General features: G+C 37.6%; 16 protein-coding genes and 1 tRNA gene. 5 read left to right on the top strand and 12 right to left on the bottom strand.

Annotated features, from left to right (window positions below; genetic code table 11):
* Positions 1-197 precede the first annotated feature (197 nt).
* From ACLI1A_RS06225 to ACLI1A_RS06215, 3 genes are all read left to right on the top strand, one after another.
* Positions 198-821, top strand: a complete 624-nt coding sequence (locus tag ACLI1A_RS06225) for a master DNA invertase Mpi family serine-type recombinase (RefSeq protein ID WP_411407211.1) — start codon at positions 198-200, stop codon at positions 819-821.
* 62 nt (positions 822-883) lie between these two features.
* Positions 884-1,057: a hypothetical protein gene (locus ACLI1A_RS06220; RefSeq protein ID WP_411407209.1), complete on the top strand. Its 174-nt coding sequence runs from the start codon at positions 884-886 to the stop codon at positions 1,055-1,057.
* Positions 1,033-1,626, top strand: coding sequence for a hypothetical protein (locus ACLI1A_RS06215; protein WP_411407207.1), 594 nt, complete (start codon positions 1,033-1,035; stop codon positions 1,624-1,626). The genes ACLI1A_RS06220 and ACLI1A_RS06215 overlap by 25 nt, the downstream gene beginning before the upstream one ends.
* 106 nt (positions 1,627-1,732) lie before the next feature.
* Here the strand turns inward: ACLI1A_RS06215 and ACLI1A_RS06210 are convergent, their stop codons facing one another.
* From ACLI1A_RS06210 to ACLI1A_RS06155, 12 genes are all read right to left on the bottom strand, one after another.
* On the bottom strand, positions 1,733-2,287 hold the full coding sequence (locus tag ACLI1A_RS06210) for a hypothetical protein (protein ID WP_411407205.1): 555 nt from the start codon (positions 2,285-2,287) through the stop codon (positions 1,733-1,735).
* Between the two features lie 16 nt (positions 2,288-2,303).
* On the bottom strand, positions 2,304-3,314 hold the full coding sequence (locus ACLI1A_RS06205; protein ID WP_411407203.1) for a relaxase/mobilization nuclease domain-containing protein: 1,011 nt from the start codon (positions 3,312-3,314) through the stop codon (positions 2,304-2,306).
* Complete coding sequence (locus tag ACLI1A_RS06200; RefSeq protein WP_411407201.1) at positions 3,311-3,694, bottom strand: plasmid mobilization protein; 384 nt, start codon at positions 3,692-3,694, stop codon at positions 3,311-3,313. The genes ACLI1A_RS06205 and ACLI1A_RS06200 overlap by 4 nt, the downstream gene beginning before the upstream one ends.
* A 120-nt stretch (positions 3,695-3,814) precedes the next feature.
* Positions 3,815-4,750, bottom strand: a complete 936-nt coding sequence (locus ACLI1A_RS06195; protein WP_411407199.1) for a toprim domain-containing protein — start codon at positions 4,748-4,750, stop codon at positions 3,815-3,817.
* A gap of 20 nt (positions 4,751-4,770) precedes the next feature.
* On the bottom strand, positions 4,771-5,043 hold the full coding sequence (locus ACLI1A_RS06190; RefSeq protein ID WP_411407197.1) for a helix-turn-helix domain-containing protein: 273 nt from the start codon (positions 5,041-5,043) through the stop codon (positions 4,771-4,773).
* Between the two features lie 212 nt (positions 5,044-5,255).
* Positions 5,256-5,669, bottom strand: coding sequence for a very short patch repair endonuclease (locus ACLI1A_RS06185; RefSeq protein ID WP_411407195.1), 414 nt, complete (start codon positions 5,667-5,669; stop codon positions 5,256-5,258).
* A 1-nt stretch (position 5,670) separates the two neighbouring features.
* Entirely contained in the window at positions 5,671-7,035 is a 1,365-nt protein-coding gene (locus ACLI1A_RS06180; protein ID WP_411407193.1) for a hypothetical protein, read from the bottom strand.
* Between the two features lie 8 nt (positions 7,036-7,043).
* Positions 7,044-9,197 carry an ATP-binding protein gene (locus ACLI1A_RS06175; protein WP_411407191.1) on the bottom strand — a complete coding sequence of 718 codons (2,154 nt, stop codon included), beginning with the start codon at positions 9,195-9,197 and terminating at the stop codon, positions 7,044-7,046.
* Positions 9,194-10,453: a DNA cytosine methyltransferase gene (locus tag ACLI1A_RS06170; protein ID WP_411407189.1), complete on the bottom strand. Its 1,260-nt coding sequence runs from the start codon at positions 10,451-10,453 to the stop codon at positions 9,194-9,196. Before ACLI1A_RS06170 ends, ACLI1A_RS06175 begins: the two co-directional genes overlap by 4 nt.
* Positions 10,454-10,654: 201 nt before the next feature.
* Positions 10,655-11,425 carry a hypothetical protein gene (locus ACLI1A_RS06165; protein ID WP_411407187.1) on the bottom strand — a complete coding sequence of 257 codons (771 nt, stop codon included), beginning with the start codon at positions 11,423-11,425 and terminating at the stop codon, positions 10,655-10,657.
* Positions 11,426-11,552: 127 nt separating this feature from the next.
* Positions 11,553-12,788: a site-specific integrase gene (locus ACLI1A_RS06160; RefSeq protein WP_411407185.1), complete on the bottom strand. Its 1,236-nt coding sequence runs from the start codon at positions 12,786-12,788 to the stop codon at positions 11,553-11,555.
* A 300-nt stretch (positions 12,789-13,088) separates the two neighbouring features.
* Positions 13,089-13,163 (bottom strand) — tRNA-Pro (locus tag ACLI1A_RS06155).
* Positions 13,164-13,346: 183 nt separating this feature from the next.
* On the opposite strand from ACLI1A_RS06155, the gene trxB reads away from it, so the two are divergent.
* Together trxB and ACLI1A_RS06145 are read left to right on the top strand one after the other, a co-directional pair.
* A complete protein-coding gene (gene trxB, locus ACLI1A_RS06150) occupies positions 13,347-14,300 on the top strand; it encodes a thioredoxin-disulfide reductase (protein WP_411407183.1) in 954 nt (317 codons plus the stop codon).
* Positions 14,301-14,472: 172 nt separating this feature from the next.
* A complete protein-coding gene (locus ACLI1A_RS06145) occupies positions 14,473-17,745 on the top strand; it encodes a S41 family peptidase (protein WP_411407181.1) in 3,273 nt (1,090 codons plus the stop codon).
* The last annotated feature ends 35 nt before the right edge of the window (positions 17,746-17,780 follow it).

Genomic DNA, 17,780 nt, shown 5'->3' with positions numbered 1-17,780 from the left:
TGTTTGTGCATAACTTATCCCTTGTTTCCTTCCAAATTGATACCATTCACCGTCAATATTAAATCTCCCATTCATCTAAAAAAGCACAAAAAAATCTATGATATTTAATCATCTAAAATTCAACATTTAACTTTAGTGGTTATTTTTATTCTAGCATTATTTTAGACAATTTTAATCAAACAAATACAATAACAATTATGATTTATGGCTACATTCGAGTAAGTACAGATAAACAAACAGTAGAAAATCAACGATATGAAATTAATCGGTTTTGTGATAAAAATGTAATAGTTGTAGATAAGTGGATTGAAGAAACTATTTCAGGGTCTAAGAGCGTCTCAGACCGAAAATTAGGCAAGCTACTAAAAAAGATGAAGAAAGAAGACATATTGATATGCTCTGAACTTTCTCGTTTAGGAAGGAATCTATTAATGATTATGGGTGTATTGAATGAATGTATGAACCGGGATATACAAGTGTGGACTATTAAAGATAATTATCGCTTGGGCAGCGATATTAATTCTAAGGTTCTTGCATTCGCTTTTGGACTATCAGCTGAAATTGAACGTAATCTAATATCTCAACGTACTAAAGAAGCTTTAGCACGTAAAAAGGCTGAAGGTGTAATATTGGGGCGTCCTAAAGGAAGTAAGTCCGCAAAAACTAAACTCAGCGGTCAAGAAAAAAGAATTCAAGAATTGCTTGATAAAAATGTGTCTTATAGTGCAATAGGAAGAATTTTAGGAGTGCATAGGTTAACTGTTTCTAGTTTCTCTAAAAATCTCTCTATTAAGGAAAATCAAAGTGCTCAATGTAGTTAAAATACTTCTGGAGAAGAGTAATGACGAAGATTATACCTATATTTGTATAAAATCTTATAGTTATGGAAGATAGAAAAGTGGATGAACTTCTATTGAAGATGGATGCTTTCATAGAAAAAATAAAGCAGAGTAAGGAAGCTTCTAAACAGTTTCTGCAAAATGCAGGGATAGTTGATGAACAAGGGACTTTAGAAGATAGATACAAAGATATATGTATACCTCAAGAACTGGCTTAATTCTTGGATTTCATGGTACAGATAAAAGTATTGTAGACAAAATTATAAATAACTCCGATCAAGATTTAGAACCAAAAGTAAATATATACGATTGGCTAGGAAACGGAATATATTTTTGGGACAACAGCCCTACTAGGGCAATGGAATGGGCAGTTGAGTTAAGCAAGAAAGAGAACTCTTCTATAAAAGAACCTGCTGTAATTGGAGCTATCATTGATTTAGGACATTGTCTGGATTTATTGGACTCCAAGAATTTCGAATTGCTTAAAAAAGGTCACGCAATATTATCTGCAACTTTAAATGCATCCGATACTCCAATGCCGAGAAATAGAGGGCGTAATGAAGATTTAGCCCTTAGAGAACTTGATTGCGCTGTTATAGAATCTTTGCACGGATTTTTGAAAGAGACTGGAGAAAGAGAATTTGATTCAGCAAGAGGAGTTTTTTGGGAAGGAAATCCACTATATGAAGGCGCAGGTTTTAAAGACAAAAATCATATTCAGATCTGCGTAAAAAATATCAACTGTATAAAGGGGTATTTTAAACCTCTTGACAGAATTATAAATTAGCCTCAATTCATGAGGCTAATTTATTTGCCAATTGCGAACGCATTGCGTTCGCAATTAATAATATCTAAAGGAGATATATGAATTGCGTATACACTGTATTCGCAATTCATTTATCTTTTTCTTTCACCGAGAAATTATACGCTTTATCCATCATTGTTTTCGTGGCCTTTCCATTGTGCTTATACATATAATCCCAAGACCTTTTAATTTTGTCGTTTTCCAACTGCTGCATTTCAAGTTCTTTAATACTCTGTGTATAGTTTAATCCCCAACTGTAGGTAAACTTTAAGGCAAATATGGCAATTGCCAATAAAAACCAACGTCCAAAAACTATCTTATAAAAAAGCTTGGCATCCTGTTCCGGGAAAAGCAATATCTGAAGTTTACGGGTAACGCTCTTAGGCTCTCGGCCAATCATGTATTTGATATCCAAAAATCCTTTTTCCAATGCACTTTTTACTGGTGCGGTATCAATACTTACAGGAACTTCGCTTTTCGACGCTTGTTGTTCATTAAATCCATCAAGCTTTTTCCCAAAATTATCGATAGCAATAATCAGTTCGCCGATGTTTTGATTAGTGGTCTTTTGTTCAACCGTAAATTCTTCAAGTACTAATTGCAGTGTATCCCTGTCAAGTTGATTTTTTCGATTCGTTTCCATAGTCATTCATCATTAATTAGTGTTTCATGCCTGGCCTTCTTTTCTTTTTAGGCTGTCGGATTAGTTCAGGGTCTCTATAATCTGAAGTATATTCAGGGTTCATTAGCTGGCCTATAAGTCCTGAGATTTGTTTATCAACTGCTTCAAAAGAAGTTTCATGTTTACTAAATTGTTGACTATTTCCCTGCTTGAAGTTATTATTAGCACCAATAGTGCTATCATTTAAACTTTCATTTTTTCGACTTGCCTGTTTTGCTTCAAGCTGCTGCTGTAGGCTCAGTATCTTTTCAATTTTAGCGAGTGAAAAACCAACCTCACTTCCTTTAAACTTTACTTTTTTATCATCCACAAAGGAGATACCCCTTCCTTTTAAAACTTTATATCCTAAACCTACCATGTACTTTTCAAAGGCTATGTAGCTACTTGTTTGCTTTAAAGTTTGCTGTATATCCGCTTTCAGTTTTTCTTTCCGGCTATCGTGCCTAGGCAATTGCCTATCCTTAGCTGACAGGAATTTCCTAGGGCTTAATACTTGCTGCAAGCCGTATTGCTTTTCAAGTTTCCTGCAGAGTTCTGCCATCCGCTTATAACTATTGCTGTCCGTAGCTACTTTGCCATCAAATCCTACCCGGTTGGCAGCAATATGGATATGCTGCTCTTTGGTATCCTTGTGTAATACGCAGATGTATTGGTGGTCGGCTACACCAAACGCTTCAGCGCAAGCCCTGCCCATGTCGGTTAGTTGCGCCTTGGTCAATTGTTCTCCCGTTGCCAACCGTAAGGACAAATGCAGCATTGTTTTTTCAATACGTTTGCTTAGCTTGCTTACATCTTTAAACTGCTCGGTAAGTTCATATTTATTGCCAAAGCATTTGTTGTATTCTAATACCTCGGCACGTTCTCTGTGCTGTAAATGGTCTCGTGCCACAAGCTCTAATTTCTTTTCTTCGGACAATTCTTTTTTATCCTCCAGTACATAACTGAGCAGGTGGTATATGGATGCCCCTATGGACACATGCCCAATCATGAGAGGTAGTTTTTTATTTGCTGGGCAAGGTCTTTTACATATCCGGACTGCACTTTTAGTTCTGCCCGTTCAATCGGACTAAGCTCGTCATTGCTGTTACGCTTTTTGGCAATCTGGTTCAGGTTCGCAGCCATGTGGTTTAGCGTAGCGGTAAAGCTTAAAACTTCTTTTGGTAGGGCTTTATTCCTGAAATTAATTTTTGAAGTCAGTCCCAGTTCACGGAGATATTCTGAAACTGTCAGGCTTGCTTTCCTAGCCTTAGCTTCGATAGCCTTGCGCTCAAAGAGCGTACACTTGATTGTCATCACTTGGTTCCTTTTAATCTCTTTAGGAGGCCTGCCACCTTTATTCTTATTGTTGTCATTTACTCCTTCCATCATCTTTCACCATTACGATTTTTTGAATGCGGTAGCATGAAAAAAATCCCTCAAAGAATGCGATAGCATGAGTTGAGCCAGCGTTTTGGTCTTACCAAAACATAGCTGGCTACCACTCAGACGTTATATAGACCGTCCATGCTTTTTAACGGGTTTAAGTGTTTCAGGCTGCTTCAGCCAGTCGTTCAAATCCTTATTATTGCTATACAGAATACTTTGGTCTGTAAACTTTTCAGGGTTTCTTTCCAAAGCTTCTTTTGTGAGTTTTATGCCTGCCTCATCCCGGTCAAGGTAGAGGTTCACACTTTCATGTTTTTCCATAAGCTCCCAAGACTTTTGAAAAAAGGCAAGAGAGTTTAAGACTAAAATATTTGGTGGCGGCTCAGTCGCTTTTTGGGTCATGGCTTTATACGACAGGAAGTCGAAAAAGCCCTCAAAAATATTTAGGCATTTTGCCTCAACATCTATAAAGCTTACAGCCTTTGGCGAACTGCCGCCTTTAAAATATGCGCTCCTGAGCTCATACCCTCCGCTGTTATTTTTAAACCCGATAGCAGCCTGCTTTTTACCATGCAGAAGAAAATCCACCTCATGGCAATATTGCTTGGCGACCTCCAAAGGGATATTCCGTTTTTCCAAATAACTTATCAACCGACTATCCGAAATAACTCTGCTATCCGTAACCAATATTTTGGCCTCACCATCCTTCTTTTTTTCACCGGTAGAAATGCCACTTGAAATATTTATTAGCTTCGGTTTTTCCTGCAGGTGAAAAAGAAAGGTTTCAGCATTGCCAGTCGATAACTTTTGCAGCAGTTCACTTGTAGTGCATCGGAAGTATTCCTTTCCAAAATCTATTAGGTCGCCACCTTTACCAATGCCGTGGTCGTACCAAACATTCAGCTTTCGATTGACTTTAAAAGAAGCGGTCTGCTCATCTCGCAATGGAGACTTGTACCAGTAATCTGAGTTTCGGATTTTTGATGGTTCATAGCCGAGCGAAGCAAGGAAATCCACAAAGTCAATCTGTTTTGCTGTGGCACAGGTTAGCTTTTCCATAGCTTACAAATTAACGTTGCTTATTCGCCTGTGCCGTCCATTAGCTTCAGTATGTCCTCGTAACGGTAATACAGTAAGCCACCAATCTTGCTAAACGGTAATGTACCGTTAATACGTAAATTTTGCAGTGTCCCTGCTGATATACCTAACATCTTGCGTACTTCAAAACTTTTAAGCCAGTTGCGCTGCTCTTCACCACGCTTGCGCGGGAATGCCTGAAATTTGCGAATTTCTTCCAGTAAATCTTTCTTGAATCGTTCAAGGTCGTCCCTTGTAATTAGCTCTACATTCATCTTCCTTCATTTTTACATTAAACAAAACCTCTTTCAGGCTGTAAACCATTTGATAGGATTACAGCCGTTTTGATTACAAAGTAAGGGAGGGAATACTATAAAAAGATGACCATTATCAGCGTTTGGTTATATTTATAGCGTTTAGAAGGCATAATCGGGAAGTTATAAATTCAACCTAATTTTACTAACATAATATGACAACTTCTAATCTGCTATTTTACTTTACTGACTTCATAAATTATCCTTTGTACACACATATTAACGTCTTTTTTAACTTGATCACTCCAAAATCTTAGAATAGTCCAACCCTCTTTAGCTAAATAGGAGTTAACCAATTTATCACGTTCAATATTCCGCGCTATTTTCATTACCCAAAAATCGGTATTAGTTGCTGGCTGTTTTTTTGTTTCGAAATCCTTACCGTGAAAAAACTCACTATCAATAAAAATAGCCAGTTTATACTTTTTAAAAGTAAAGTCAGGTTTACCAAAAACTGTTTTATCATTTTTACGATATCTCAAACCTTCAGCCCATAATCTTTTACCTAAAGCAACTTCACATTTTGTGGCTTTACTTTTTATAGCAGCCATGTTTTTACTTCGTTGCTCTTTATTATGGACATCCATTTTAAAAACTCGTTATACCAATTCTTGAAATGTGGCTGGCGTATTTATTACCTAACATATCCATTATCTCTTTTTTTAATATAAAAATTGGGTTTCCAAATCTGATATCTTCTGCAGTAGTACCAAAAACATAATTCAGATTTAGCCAAATATTATATTTATTGCCACCATGTTCGAAGCAGCAGCCTCCTAAATGATAACTACTTTCCGCCTTTATCTCTTTATTAAGTTCTTCTTTAATGTCAAATTGATTAGTTACCACCCCAAGAATGTATTTGTTGATTCTACTTTTCTTATTAGAAAAATCGCATGCAGCACTAAACTCGATGGCAATAAGTTTGGAATCCTTCCTAATATTTTTTCGAACCTGATTAGTTTTAATCGGAACCAAACCATTAAACCAACTATCGAAATTTGATATCCTGAAAGATTTCAAAATGTCATCATCAGTCTTGTCTAATTCAATTACACATCCACGAACATCTTTTTGATGAGTTGAGTAATCTTCAATATGATAGAGTGCATTCACTTTATGTTGAATACTTTCATCAGGGCTTAGTAGATTATTTGCTTTTTCAGCAGTGTGTAATTGGTTCACTATCTGGTTCCAATCAACTGTACTGTCCTGATTTAAAAATTCATAATTTATGATTGGCAACAAGCCCTCATAAACTGCTTTTTTAGGGCTTTCTTTTGCATGTTGAAATCCAAGTGTCGAAGCTGCTATCTTGGATAATAATTTGTCTAAATCTTCGAATAGTTTTTTACTCTCACCCCATAGTTCATCCTTTGGAAGTATATCATATATTCTATTTAGTGATCTTTCCCCAGCTATCCTTGAATTCTCTTCAAAGTCAAACAAGAATTTAATTTTTTCATCATTATTTAGTAGATTCAGAATTGTATCTGATAAACTTGGCTGTTCTCCATTTTGCTCTTCAATATAATTCGTTTTATCAATACAACCAATAAATATTGGTGAAGCAGTTTCTGAAAAACCTCTGGTAGCATCCTGCATATATAACTTAAAAGCATCAACGACTTTGCTATTAGCAGTCCAAAAGATTAATACGTATGGGCCATTGTCTTTTGCGATGTACTGATTAATAGCATTTGCTAAATCATTAAATATTGCTGTGTTATTTTGAAGTATTTGTTCATCAGAATCATAATTTACATCAACAACTTTTTCTGTTAGATTAATATCAAAAAAAGCAATTCTGACATTATTAAGAGGTTCCTCATAAGCGATGTCATATTTGAATGTTCTACATCCCAGTCCATTGTCAAAAAAAGATTTGCCTAAGATTTCGAGTTGATTTTCTATATTATCTACAATGATAATTCTGTTTTGTTTTTCTAGCATATTCAGGATTATTTAGGGAATACTAAAGCAATACAGGCCCCATCATACGCCTGTGGAATATCTAAATCAATATTATCAGGAAAAAGTAGTTTTCCTCCAACCATATTCATAACTAAGTCAGCAAAATATAACCCTAATCCCATGCCACCCTCTTTTTTTGTTTTGAAGGGTTGGGTTAGATATTCAGGATCAATAGTAAATCCCGGTCCATTATCCGCAATAACGATTGCAGGGCCTTCAAAACTATATAAATCAGTACCAACATATATAGCCGGTTTGTAATCTATGCTTCTGAGTAAATCTTCTTTTGATTTTACCCAATAAATTGAATTGTCGATAAGGTTAGAAATCGCAGAAATTAATAGGTTTGTAGGTACTTTTAAATCAAAATCTTCACTTTCACCAGTTAATAAAGGTGATGAAAATATTACTTGGTGGAAATTAAACCTGTTGATATTCCGTCTTTTTGCTATTTCTACTATTTTCTTCGCAGACGATAATGAACTCTTATTCTGTCTTAAAATGGGAGACAAGCTTTCAAGAATTTGTATCAAGTTTCTTACTTTGTCCTTAACATCCTCTATGTTGACATCGTTTCGATTAAGATCAGCATTGATGAACCTAATCTCTCTATCAACCTCGTGAAAAGCAACACCTAAATTTAAGCCCGTCATACCTGAATTAACCATAATATCACGCATTTCAGTGTAGTCTTTGTCTACCCGAGTCAACAAAGGTTTAAGTTCTTTTTCTAACTCCTTATCCTTAATCTTTTCTTCAAGTTCTTTAATCGTTTCTCCAAAACCAACCTTTTTTATTGGGCGGGTACCTTCTAGAAATTCTTCTATTAGATCCTTATCAGATTCGGCTTCTCTCTCAAAGAAATTAAATACTTCTTTAACTAAAAGTTGAAATTTAACAAAAAAGGTATTATTTATGAAACCTTCTCTGTTAGTGGTTTCTATCAATCCTTCATTGCTGGAACGTAAATCTAATTCAACTGCTCCTACTGTAACTTTTTTTCCAAAATGGTCTCCTGTTCTTTGAATTTTGTCTAAGTCAAGCCCCAACCAATCGTCATAATGCTCTCCATAATTATATACCCTAATATTATCTCGAAAGATTTTTACTCCTGAATTATCCTTAATGAATTGTTTTACTGCATTAATCTGTCCTCCAAAATTCATCTTCAGTAAGTTGGTATTTTGATTGAAGACATAGAATCTGCCTTTAATTGTACCTATGCCATCTAAATCTTTATTTAACAGATATCTGCTTGATTCATCGTATTCTAAAAGTTCTTTAAATAAATCCCCTATGTGAAAGGTTATAGAATCATTATTTCGCCTGGTTTTTTTTGCAACTTTTGTGGCTGTAGGAGGATTGAATCTGTATCTCCAAAGAAATTTTGCAAAATCAGATCGTTCCCCTTTAGTTGGTTGTATTTTGAATGAAAAACAATATAAACTGTCTTTTAATATTTCATCGGCATTTGAAACATCATTAATCCATTCCTGATGAAAATCATTTGCTCTAACTTCAATCTGAAAGTTCTCATTAGGGGTAAATGGATTTTTGATATTCTCTATTTTGCGTACTAAATCATTTAGAGCTTTCTTGGACCATTTCTCCGTTGTTAATTTATCCAAAATAATCCTGGTTCCCTGACCCTTTTTAAAAAGTGGCTCTGGGACAGTCTCTACATTCACTTCAAGTTCCTGAATATATTCTTTTGAAGAAATAAGTTTTGCCCAATCAATTACAATTCGGCTAGAAAACATTTCTCCTTCTGCTTGTGTTTCTAATGTAATCCTTTTAGCCAGTTTATGTACTGCTAACCGTCCAACACCCTTATTTCCAAAAGAAACTCTCTTATATTTTTTACTTTCCTTCCTATTGATTCCTCTCTTAAAGTCTGTACCAATTGTCAACCACACATCTTCAATCACTTGACTAGTCATACCATGACCATCATCTTCAATAACAATTTGCTGTTTAGGCTGATTTAAATTCAAAAAAGAAATTGTGACTTTTTCGGCATCAGCGTCATAAGCATTTTTCACTAGTTCGAATATTGCCAAGCTATCGCTACCAATTAATTCATCTCCTAAAAGACTCAGGATATGACTTTTTGCTTTGATGTTTCGTTTGGTATAGCTCATAGAATTTCTTTAATTTGTTGAGCAATTATTTTTGCCATTAATGGTGGAACTGCATTGCCAATCTGTTTAAAAGCAGCAGTTCTGTTGGTTCCTTCTTTTACTCCCTCAAAGTAAAATGAGTCAGGGAATGATTGTAATCTAGCGGCCTCACGTACACTTATAGATCGGTTTTGCTCTATGTCTGGATGAATGTAATAATGTCCATCTTTAGCAATATGGGCGACAACTGTTTGTGATGATTGTAAATTATTTGCTACTACTTTAAACCTGTCTACAAACGATGTCCGGTTTTTATGTGTTTTTAATCTATCAGGTAAATCATTATAATTCAACCTTTCCATTTTGTTATTCCATTTATCAACAGCAATCTTATATATTTCTTTATCCTGTATTGTGTGTGGCCGTGTAACATGTTGTGTTATGAATTCATTTCCATTTCTGATTTCCGCCTTTTCAAGATACTTATTACTAATGGAGGAATATGTGCAAATTTTACTTCCTTGGCCATCCTCTAATTCAGGTAAATCATCAAAAGCACTATTTACAAAAGAGTTTATATCTGACTTATATCGATCGAAGTTTGGAATATTAGGTATAAAATCTTCTTTCCAACCAATAATGATCAGTCTCTTGCGCATTTGGAGAACGCCGAAATTTTCGGCATTAACCCGGAAAATCTCAATTGAATATCCTTTTTTCTTGAATAGCTTTCGCATATTTTCTAAATATATGCCACTACCAGCTGATAGTAAACCTAAAACATTTTCAAAAACAAACATTTTTGGGTTATATCGCTCCAAATAATTTGCATACTGAACATATAGAAAATTCCTGGGGTCTCTGCGCATATTATGTTCAGACCTAGCACGCCCCACCAAAGAATACGCTTGACAAGGCGGCCCACCTACTATAAGGTCAACTTCTTTTATATCCTTTATAGAAAGTTGGTTATCTATTTGTCTAAATATCTCTAAGTTATTTTCTTCACAAATACCTAAATTTATAATACTATCTGCTATTTCATTAGGTATGTATTTATACAATTCTTTTCGACCTATAACACCTGTAATATAGTCATTGTAAATTTCTAAATTATTTTGTTCTTTTAAATAATGATATGAAGAACGTGTTGTAAGCGTTTTACATGCAGCTTGGTCGATTTCAACGTGCGCTATAGGATCGAATCCGGCTGTTTTAAAGCCTTCAGATAGACCCCCAGCACCAGCAAATAAGTCTATATAGGTAATCTTATCCATAGGTTTTCCTTTGGAGGATTAAGGAATTTTGTAAGGTTAATAAAATTAACTAAAATATAAAATTTTCACAGATATTCAATTTTCATAAAAAAAATAATTAAGACTTTTATTAAAGAAATGTATAACTCAGCTATATAGCACTTATAAACAGTTATTTAATATCAAATTATGGCAGCTTTTTTGTTTAATTGTATTTTACTATTAAAATTCTAATGGTTTATTAACTGTTGAGACTTGAAAAATTTTATGCTTTTTATTAATTTCTCTATACTTTATTCCTGGATTATTCTTATTTGCTGGGAAATAGCTTCTTAAAGTTTGCAAACTTATTTCCTCCTCACCATGCTGAAAATACTTGCAAATTATCTTGACCCACACCATTTCAGTAGATGGACGTAAAAGCCTTTCTCCATCTTTATCAGGAAGCCTGAGTTCGCCAAGTTGTTGAATAATGTCAACGAGAGCATAAAGGTAACCTTTAGTAATTCTGATTTTTTGGTCGGTCTCAAAAACTTTTAATGCTTTTAGAGCTTCATCTTTTCCGGTTAGTTGTTTTTTGAGTTCGGTTATTTCTGTATTGTAGCGGGTAATGGTAATGTCTACAGGGTCAAGGTATCCATAAGTATTTATAGAGATTAGATAATCCCGGAATATCCGCAGCATTTTAAGGTTAGCCCGGTTACGTCCGTGATTACGGGAAAATGGAGATTCTTTTCGTAACGCTTCAATATGGTCAGCTACAATTTCACGCACGTGGGCATAAAACTCTGCTTCCGAACATTTACCGCTACTTACTGCATGTTGTAAATGATAGCCATAAAACGCTTCCTGTTCTTCATTACCTATTTGATACAACCTTGCTAAAAAATGGTTATCATCATATAGGTTCCAAAAGCCCACAGGGCTGCCAATATCGTATCGGTGTTGTCTTCTTGTAAATGGACGGCGTATTTTGAAATAGGTATCTTTCATAGCGGTATTTTTTACAAATTACACTAATGCAAAGAGGCAGCCTTAAAAGACTGCCTCTAACAAAGATACGAAATTATTTTCCTGTGAATTGGGCAGACGGTGTCTGCGCTTTTCAAATATGTGTTTTCTATCCTAAAGCGACATTCAGACGTTCCTGTAGCCTTCCCATATCTTCGCTCAATTTACTTTCAACAACCTTAGCATAAATCTGGGTAGTTCGGATACTGGTATGCCCAAGCATCTTGGATACACTTTCAATCGGTACACCGTTGCTCAGGGTAACGGTTGTTGCAAACGTGTGGCGGGCAATATGAAACGTCAGTGTTTTGGTTATACCACATACATCTGCAATCTCTTTCAGGTAACCATTCATACGCTGGTTAGAGATAACAGGGAATACCGTACTACTGTAATGTGCCCTTGGGTCATCTTTATATTTATCGACTAATACTTTTGCCTGTGGCAACAACGGTACACGGACACTCGTGTCTGTTTTAACCCTGCTGGTTGACAACCAAAGCCCACCGTCAATACCTTTGATGATATTTTCTTTGGTGAGTTGTGTCATGTCAATGTAGGCAAGGCCAGTATAACAGCTAAACAAGAACATATCGCGCACAAGCTCCAGCCTGTCAATTTTAAATTCCTTGTTCGCAAGGCTTGCAAGTTCTTCCGCATTCAGGCATTGGCGTTCCACTTTATCAAAATGCTTTTTAAAACTGGCAAAAGGGTCTTTAGGCAGCCAGTCTAAGGTAATAGCAAGGTTTACCATTTTGCGCAGCCTTTCAATATGCTTCATAATACCATTGTTGTTAAGGGGCTTTTGGTGGTCTTGGGGTACATAGGTAGCAAGATAGCTCTCAAAGTCCATTATAAAGCGGTAATTGAGTTCTGCAAGGGCAATATCATTCCGCTTGTACTTATCCTTCAGGAATTTTTCAATATACCTTTGGGTGGTATGGTAGTTCTTCATGGTGCCAAGCGCAAGTTTATGGGTTGCCTCTTGGTTATGGTAGACTATGAGTTTACCAAGTGTCATAGTTTCTTCGTCACCACCAACAAACAAGGACTTAACTGCATCAACTGTTACAGTCTTACGTTGTTGTACCAAGTCATTATAGCCGTCGGCTATAATGGTGCGTACGCGCTCAATATGGCTGTTGAGTTTTATGATCTCTTCACGCTTGCCTTTTGCACGCCCTTTCACATCATCCCAATCTTTAGGCTGTACTTTTTGTTTAAGGGAGATTTCAGACCTTCTTCCATTTACCGTAATGCGGGCATAAACGGTCGCTTTTTCATTCTTTTGTTGTTTAGGCATCCTGATAACGAACTGGATGCCAAATGTGTTCTTGCTTTTCATACCAAATAAATTTTGGGTTAAACTGATACATTTTGCCCGAACCTGCTCAAAAGTGCTCACAGAAAGCGGATAAAAAGGGTACCAAACCGTAACAAAAAGCATTAAAATAACTGACTCAATTAATTGTTTTACAGTTTTTTAACCACTAATAGGTGAGTAAATTTAAAACTTCAAATTCGCTCACGCAATTGCTCACATTCAGATTGATATTCTTTGGTATTTACTGGTATGAAATAAAAACAAAAAACCCGCAAATACTGATGATTTGCGGGTTTTTGACTGCCTTTGAAGGCTTTTTAGTCGGGGTGGCAGGATTCGAACCTGCGACCTCCTGGTCCCAAACCAGGCGCGATGACCGGGCTACGCTACACCCCGCTGCGTTTCCTCAAGCCCTCGTGCTATCGGAAAGCGGTTGCAAATATAGTAACTTATTTTAATAATCAAACAGTATAAGTAAATTTTATTTTCCAATAGTCAAAACGGATGGCACCGGTTAGATTTTATTGTATTTATAACTTACATTTGCAGAGCTTTTTTAACCTTGACCAATAAAATATTATGTCAGATTCAATAGAAAAAATAAAATGCCTAATTATAGGTTCGGGCCCCGCAGGATATACTGCTGCTATATATGCAGCCCGCGCTGATATGAACCCTGTAATGTACACCGGTATGGAACCGGGCGGACAGCTAACCACTACAACTGAAGTAGATAACTTTCCGGGTTACCCCGAAGGTATAGACGGCCCTACCATGATGGTGCAGCTGCAACAGCAGGCAGAGCGTTTTGGTACGCAGGTACGCATAGGAATGGTTACCGCTGTAGAGTTTACCAAAGAAGAGGGCGGATGGCATAAAGTTACCGTAGACAACAACAAGGAAATTCTTGCCCATACTATAATTATTTCTACGGGTGCTACTGCAAAATATCTTGGACTTCCAAGTGAGCAGCGCCTGCGTGGCGGTGGGGTTTCGGCCTGTGCCGTATGCGATGGTTTCTTTTATCGTGGGCAGGATGTGGCCATAGTAGGAGCCGGTGATACCGCTGCTGAAGAGGCTACCTATTTGGCTAATATTTGTAAAAACGTTACCATGCTGGTACGTAAGGATGCTATGAGGGCCAGTAAGGCTATGCAACACCGTGTAAACAATACCCCGAATATCACTGTACTATACAACAGCGAGGTAGATGAGGTAATAGGCGACCAGGTTGTAGAAGGACTTCGTATTGTGAACAATGAAACTAACGAAAAGCACGATATAGCCATTACAGGACTATTTATTGCTATTGGCCACAAGCCGAATACCGATATTTTTAAAGGCCAGCTTGATATGGACGAAACAGGCTATCTTATTACCGAAGCCCGTTCTACTAAAACCAACGTGCCGGGGGTATTTGCTGCCGGAGATGTTCAGGATAATGTATACCGCCAGGCCATTACGGCAGCGGGTACAGGCTGTATGGCTGCGCTTGATGCCGAGCGTTACCTTGCCGATCTGGGAAGCCACTAAATAATCTTTACATACATATTAAAATCCATTGTTGCTTGTTTGTTCAGGTTACAATGGATTTTTTTTATCTCAACTTTTTTAGTGAAAAGCAATGTGTATTTTTCATAATTGTTAGCTGCTAAGTGTAAGATTTATAGCAATGTGATATATTTGTTTAAATAATCAATCAAAAATGAGAAAAATCTTTTCGTATGCATGTATGCTTACCGGTTTCGGGCTTTTCGCCCAGGGGGCTACAGCACAGGGTTCATCACCAAAATGGTTAAGAAATGCAGCCATCTCTCCTAACGGTCAGGAAATAGCATTTTCGTATCAGGGCGATATATTTAAAGTTGCTGTAAACGGAGGCCAGGCCATACGGCTTACGCTACATGAAGCCTATGATGCTAACCCTGTATGGAGCCATGACGGCAGCCACATAGCATTTTCATCAACACGTTATGGTAACAAAGATGTTTTTGTTATACCCACGGGTGGCGGTGTAGCAAAAAGACTAACGTATCATTCGGCAGATGATGTACCCTCTGATTTCAGCCCTTCGGGAGATAGGGTAATCTTTACCAGTACCCGCTTAGATGATGCTACATCGTCTATTTTTCCATCGCCGCATTTGCCCGAATTGTATGAGGTAAAAACAGTGGGAGGGCAGGAAAAGCGTGTAATAGCTACTCCGGCTGAAGATGCGGTTTTCAGTGCAGACGGTAACCGTATTTTTTATCATGACCGTAAAGGGTATGAAGACCCGTGGCGAAAGCACCAAACATCGTCTGTTACCCGTGATTTATGGATGTATGATATTAAATCTAATACATTTTATCCTGTAACAGATACCAATACAGAAGAACGTAACCCGGTTTTTGCTGATGGTAATAATTACTTTTTCCTTAGTGAAAGGGGAGGAAACTTTAATGTTTGGAAAGCATCACTAAATGCCAATAAAGAAAGCGGTGCCCAGCAGGTTACCAATTTTACAAAACACCCCGTACGTTTCCTGAGCCGTTCAGGTAACGGTACACTTTGTTATACGTGGGATGGTGAAATTTATACCCAGGTAGAAGGCGGTCAGCCTAAAAAAGTAGCTATACAGCTGCAAAGCGATGAACGATATAACGAAAAAGTTATAGAAACCGTTAGGGGTGAAGCTAATGAATTTACCATTTCGCCAAGCGGCAAGGAGGCTGCTTTTATAAGCCATGGTGAAGTATTTGTGGTAAGTACCGAGTTTGGTATTACAAAGAGGATTACCGATACGCCCGAACAGGAGCGAAATGTAGAGTTTAGTCCCGATGGCCGCAGTTTGTTATATGCCGGTGAACGAAATGGCTGCTGGAACATCTACGAAACCACTTTGTTAAACAAAGACGATAAATACTTTTTTGATGCTTTGCAGTTTAAGGAAACCGCGATTGTAAACTCGGGTAAGGAGTCGTTTCAGGCGCAGTATTCTCCCGATGGTAAAGAGATAGCTTTTTTAGAGGAGCGCACTACCATTAAAATAAAAAACAAAGCTACAGGTGCCGTACGTACTGTATTAGAAGGTAAATATAACTACTCTTACAGCGACGGCGACCAGTATTTTACCTGGAGCCCGGACAGTAAGTGGTTATTGGTAACCTACCTGGCCTATAACCGATGGAATACCGATATAGGACTGCTAAATGTAAATGATGGTAAAATGCCTATAAACCTTAGCCAGAGTGGTTATAATAACGGGCAGCCAAAATTTGGTATGGGTGGCGAAATGGTGTATTGGTCATCCGATAAAGAAGGCTACCGTTCTCACGGCAGCTGGGGCTCTGAGAGTGATGTGTATGCCATTTTCCTGACTGAGAATGCACAGAAGAAATTTGAGCTGAGCAAAGCCGAATATGCTCTGTGGAAAGAACAGGAAGACGCTAAAAAAGAGAAAGAAAAAGAAAAAGAAGCGTCTAAAGATAAAAAAGACAAAAAGGATAAGAAGAAAACTGAGGAAAAAGAAGCTCCTGTTAAAGCGCTTGCAATAGATTTTGAAGGCCTACAGGACAGAAAGGTAAAGCTGACAATCCATTCTTCTAAACTTTCTGATTTTGTGCTGGATAATGAGGCTGAAAACCTGTATTACCTTACACGTTTTGAAGAAGGTACTAACCTTTGGCGTACTAAGTTCAGGGAAAAGGAAACAAAGTTGTTTACAAACCTGAATGCTGAGGACAGCAGGCTGATTCTCGATAAAAAAGAGGAGAACATCTACCTCATAGATAAAGGCGGAAGCATTGCCAAAATAAGTACTAAGGAAGGTAAAAAGGAACCGGTTAGTTTCTCTGCGGAAATGAACATGAACGAAACTGCCGAACGTGCCTATATGTTTGAGCACGCCTGGAGACAGTTTAAAAAGAAATTCTATCTTGAAGATTTACATGAGGTAGACTGGGATTTCTATAAAAATGAATATGCTAAGTTTTTGCCTTATATAAACAATTCGGTTGATTTTGCCGACCTGCTTGGTGAAATGCTGGGTGAGGTTAATGCATCGCATACCGGCGCCCGATTCCGTGCCCGTTTTCCGGGAGACGATGCCACAGCATCATTGGGTATTTATACAGACAATACATACAATGGCGACGGTGTAAAAATAGTGGAAGTGTTAGAACACAGCCCTTTGTTTAAAACCAAACAAAAAATTAAGGCAGGGTACATTATAGAAGCTATAGACGGCGTAAAAATTTCCCCTTCCGAAAATTATTATGCCCTGCTGAACCATAAGGCGGGTAAAAAGGTTTTGGTAGGTTTCTATGACCCCGCTGCTAATAAGCGTTGGAACGAAACCGTAGAACCCATTACCTTATCTCAGGAGAGTGGCCTTGCTTATGACCGTTGGGTTAAAAACAGGGAAAAAGATGTAGAACGCCTTTCGGGTGGAAAACTAGGTTATGTACACGTTAGGGGTATGGATTCCGAAAGCTTTAGGGAGGTTTTTGAAAAAGCCCTTGGTAAGTATAATGATGCTCAGGCACTGATTGTAGATACGCGCTTTAATGGCGGAGGATGGCTGCATGACGACCTTGCTACTTTTTTAAGCGGGAAGCCTTATATGTCTTTTGAGCCAAGAGGACAAAAGATGGGTAGCGAACCGTTGTTTAAGTGGCAAAAACCATCGGCGGTACTGATAAGCGAAGGCAATTACAGTGATGCGCATATGTTTCCGTATACGTATAAAGCCCTTGGCATAGGTAAGCTTATAGGTATGCCTGTTCCGGGTACGGGTACCGCAGTGTGGTGGGAGAGAATGATAGACGGTAAAACCGTTTTCGGGATACCGCAAATAGGTATGCGCACCGTTAAAGAAAACAGGCTGATGGAAAACTTCCAGCTGGAACCGGATGTTAAGGTAAAAAATGAACCGGGTAAAACCAATGCCGGACAAGACCAACAGCTGGAAGCAGCAGTTAAAGAATTACTGAAGTAATACATTTTACCAATAGAAAGGGCCGCAGAAAAGCG

This window comes from Flavobacterium sp. RHBU_3 (assembly GCF_046613565.1).
GTDB lineage: Bacteria > Bacteroidota > Bacteroidia > Flavobacteriales > Flavobacteriaceae > Flavobacterium.
Note: the sequence above shows the minus strand (reverse complement) of the source record. Positions and strands in the feature narration are given on the sequence as shown.

Bases quoted from the DNA above. Each gene is read 5' to 3' on its own strand.
- ACLI1A_RS06170 (WP_411407189.1), bottom strand. From the start codon at position 10,453: ATGGATAAGATTACCTATATAGACTTATTTGCTGGTGCTGGGGGTCTA.
- ACLI1A_RS06205 (WP_411407203.1), bottom strand. From the start codon at position 3,314: ATGATTGGGCATGTGTCCATAGGGGCATCCATATACCACCTGCTCAGT.
- ACLI1A_RS06165 (WP_411407187.1), bottom strand. From the start codon at position 11,425: ATGAAAGATACCTATTTCAAAATACGCCGTCCATTTACAAGAAGACAA.
- ACLI1A_RS06195 (WP_411407199.1), bottom strand. From the start codon at position 4,750: ATGGAAAAGCTAACCTGTGCCACAGCAAAACAGATTGACTTTGTGGAT.
- ACLI1A_RS06220 (WP_411407209.1), top strand. From the start codon at position 884: ATGGAAGATAGAAAAGTGGATGAACTTCTATTGAAGATGGATGCTTTC.
- ACLI1A_RS06160 (WP_411407185.1), bottom strand. From the start codon at position 12,788: ATGAAAAGCAAGAACACATTTGGCATCCAGTTCGTTATCAGGATGCCT.
- ACLI1A_RS06225 (WP_411407211.1), top strand. From the start codon at position 198: ATGATTTATGGCTACATTCGAGTAAGTACAGATAAACAAACAGTAGAA.
- ACLI1A_RS06145 (WP_411407181.1), top strand. From the start codon at position 14,473: ATGAGAAAAATCTTTTCGTATGCATGTATGCTTACCGGTTTCGGGCTT.
- ACLI1A_RS06215 (WP_411407207.1), top strand. From the start codon at position 1,033: ATGTATACCTCAAGAACTGGCTTAATTCTTGGATTTCATGGTACAGAT.
- ACLI1A_RS06190 (WP_411407197.1), bottom strand. From the start codon at position 5,043: ATGAATGTAGAGCTAATTACAAGGGACGACCTTGAACGATTCAAGAAA.
- ACLI1A_RS06200 (WP_411407201.1), bottom strand. From the start codon at position 3,694: ATGATGGAAGGAGTAAATGACAACAATAAGAATAAAGGTGGCAGGCCT.
- ACLI1A_RS06210 (WP_411407205.1), bottom strand. From the start codon at position 2,287: ATGGAAACGAATCGAAAAAATCAACTTGACAGGGATACACTGCAATTA.
- ACLI1A_RS06185 (WP_411407195.1), bottom strand. From the start codon at position 5,669: ATGGATGTCCATAATAAAGAGCAACGAAGTAAAAACATGGCTGCTATA.
- ACLI1A_RS06175 (WP_411407191.1), bottom strand. From the start codon at position 9,197: ATGAGCTATACCAAACGAAACATCAAAGCAAAAAGTCATATCCTGAGT.
- ACLI1A_RS06180 (WP_411407193.1), bottom strand. From the start codon at position 7,035: ATGCTAGAAAAACAAAACAGAATTATCATTGTAGATAATATAGAAAAT.
- trxB (WP_411407183.1), top strand. From the start codon at position 13,347: ATGTCAGATTCAATAGAAAAAATAAAATGCCTAATTATAGGTTCGGGC.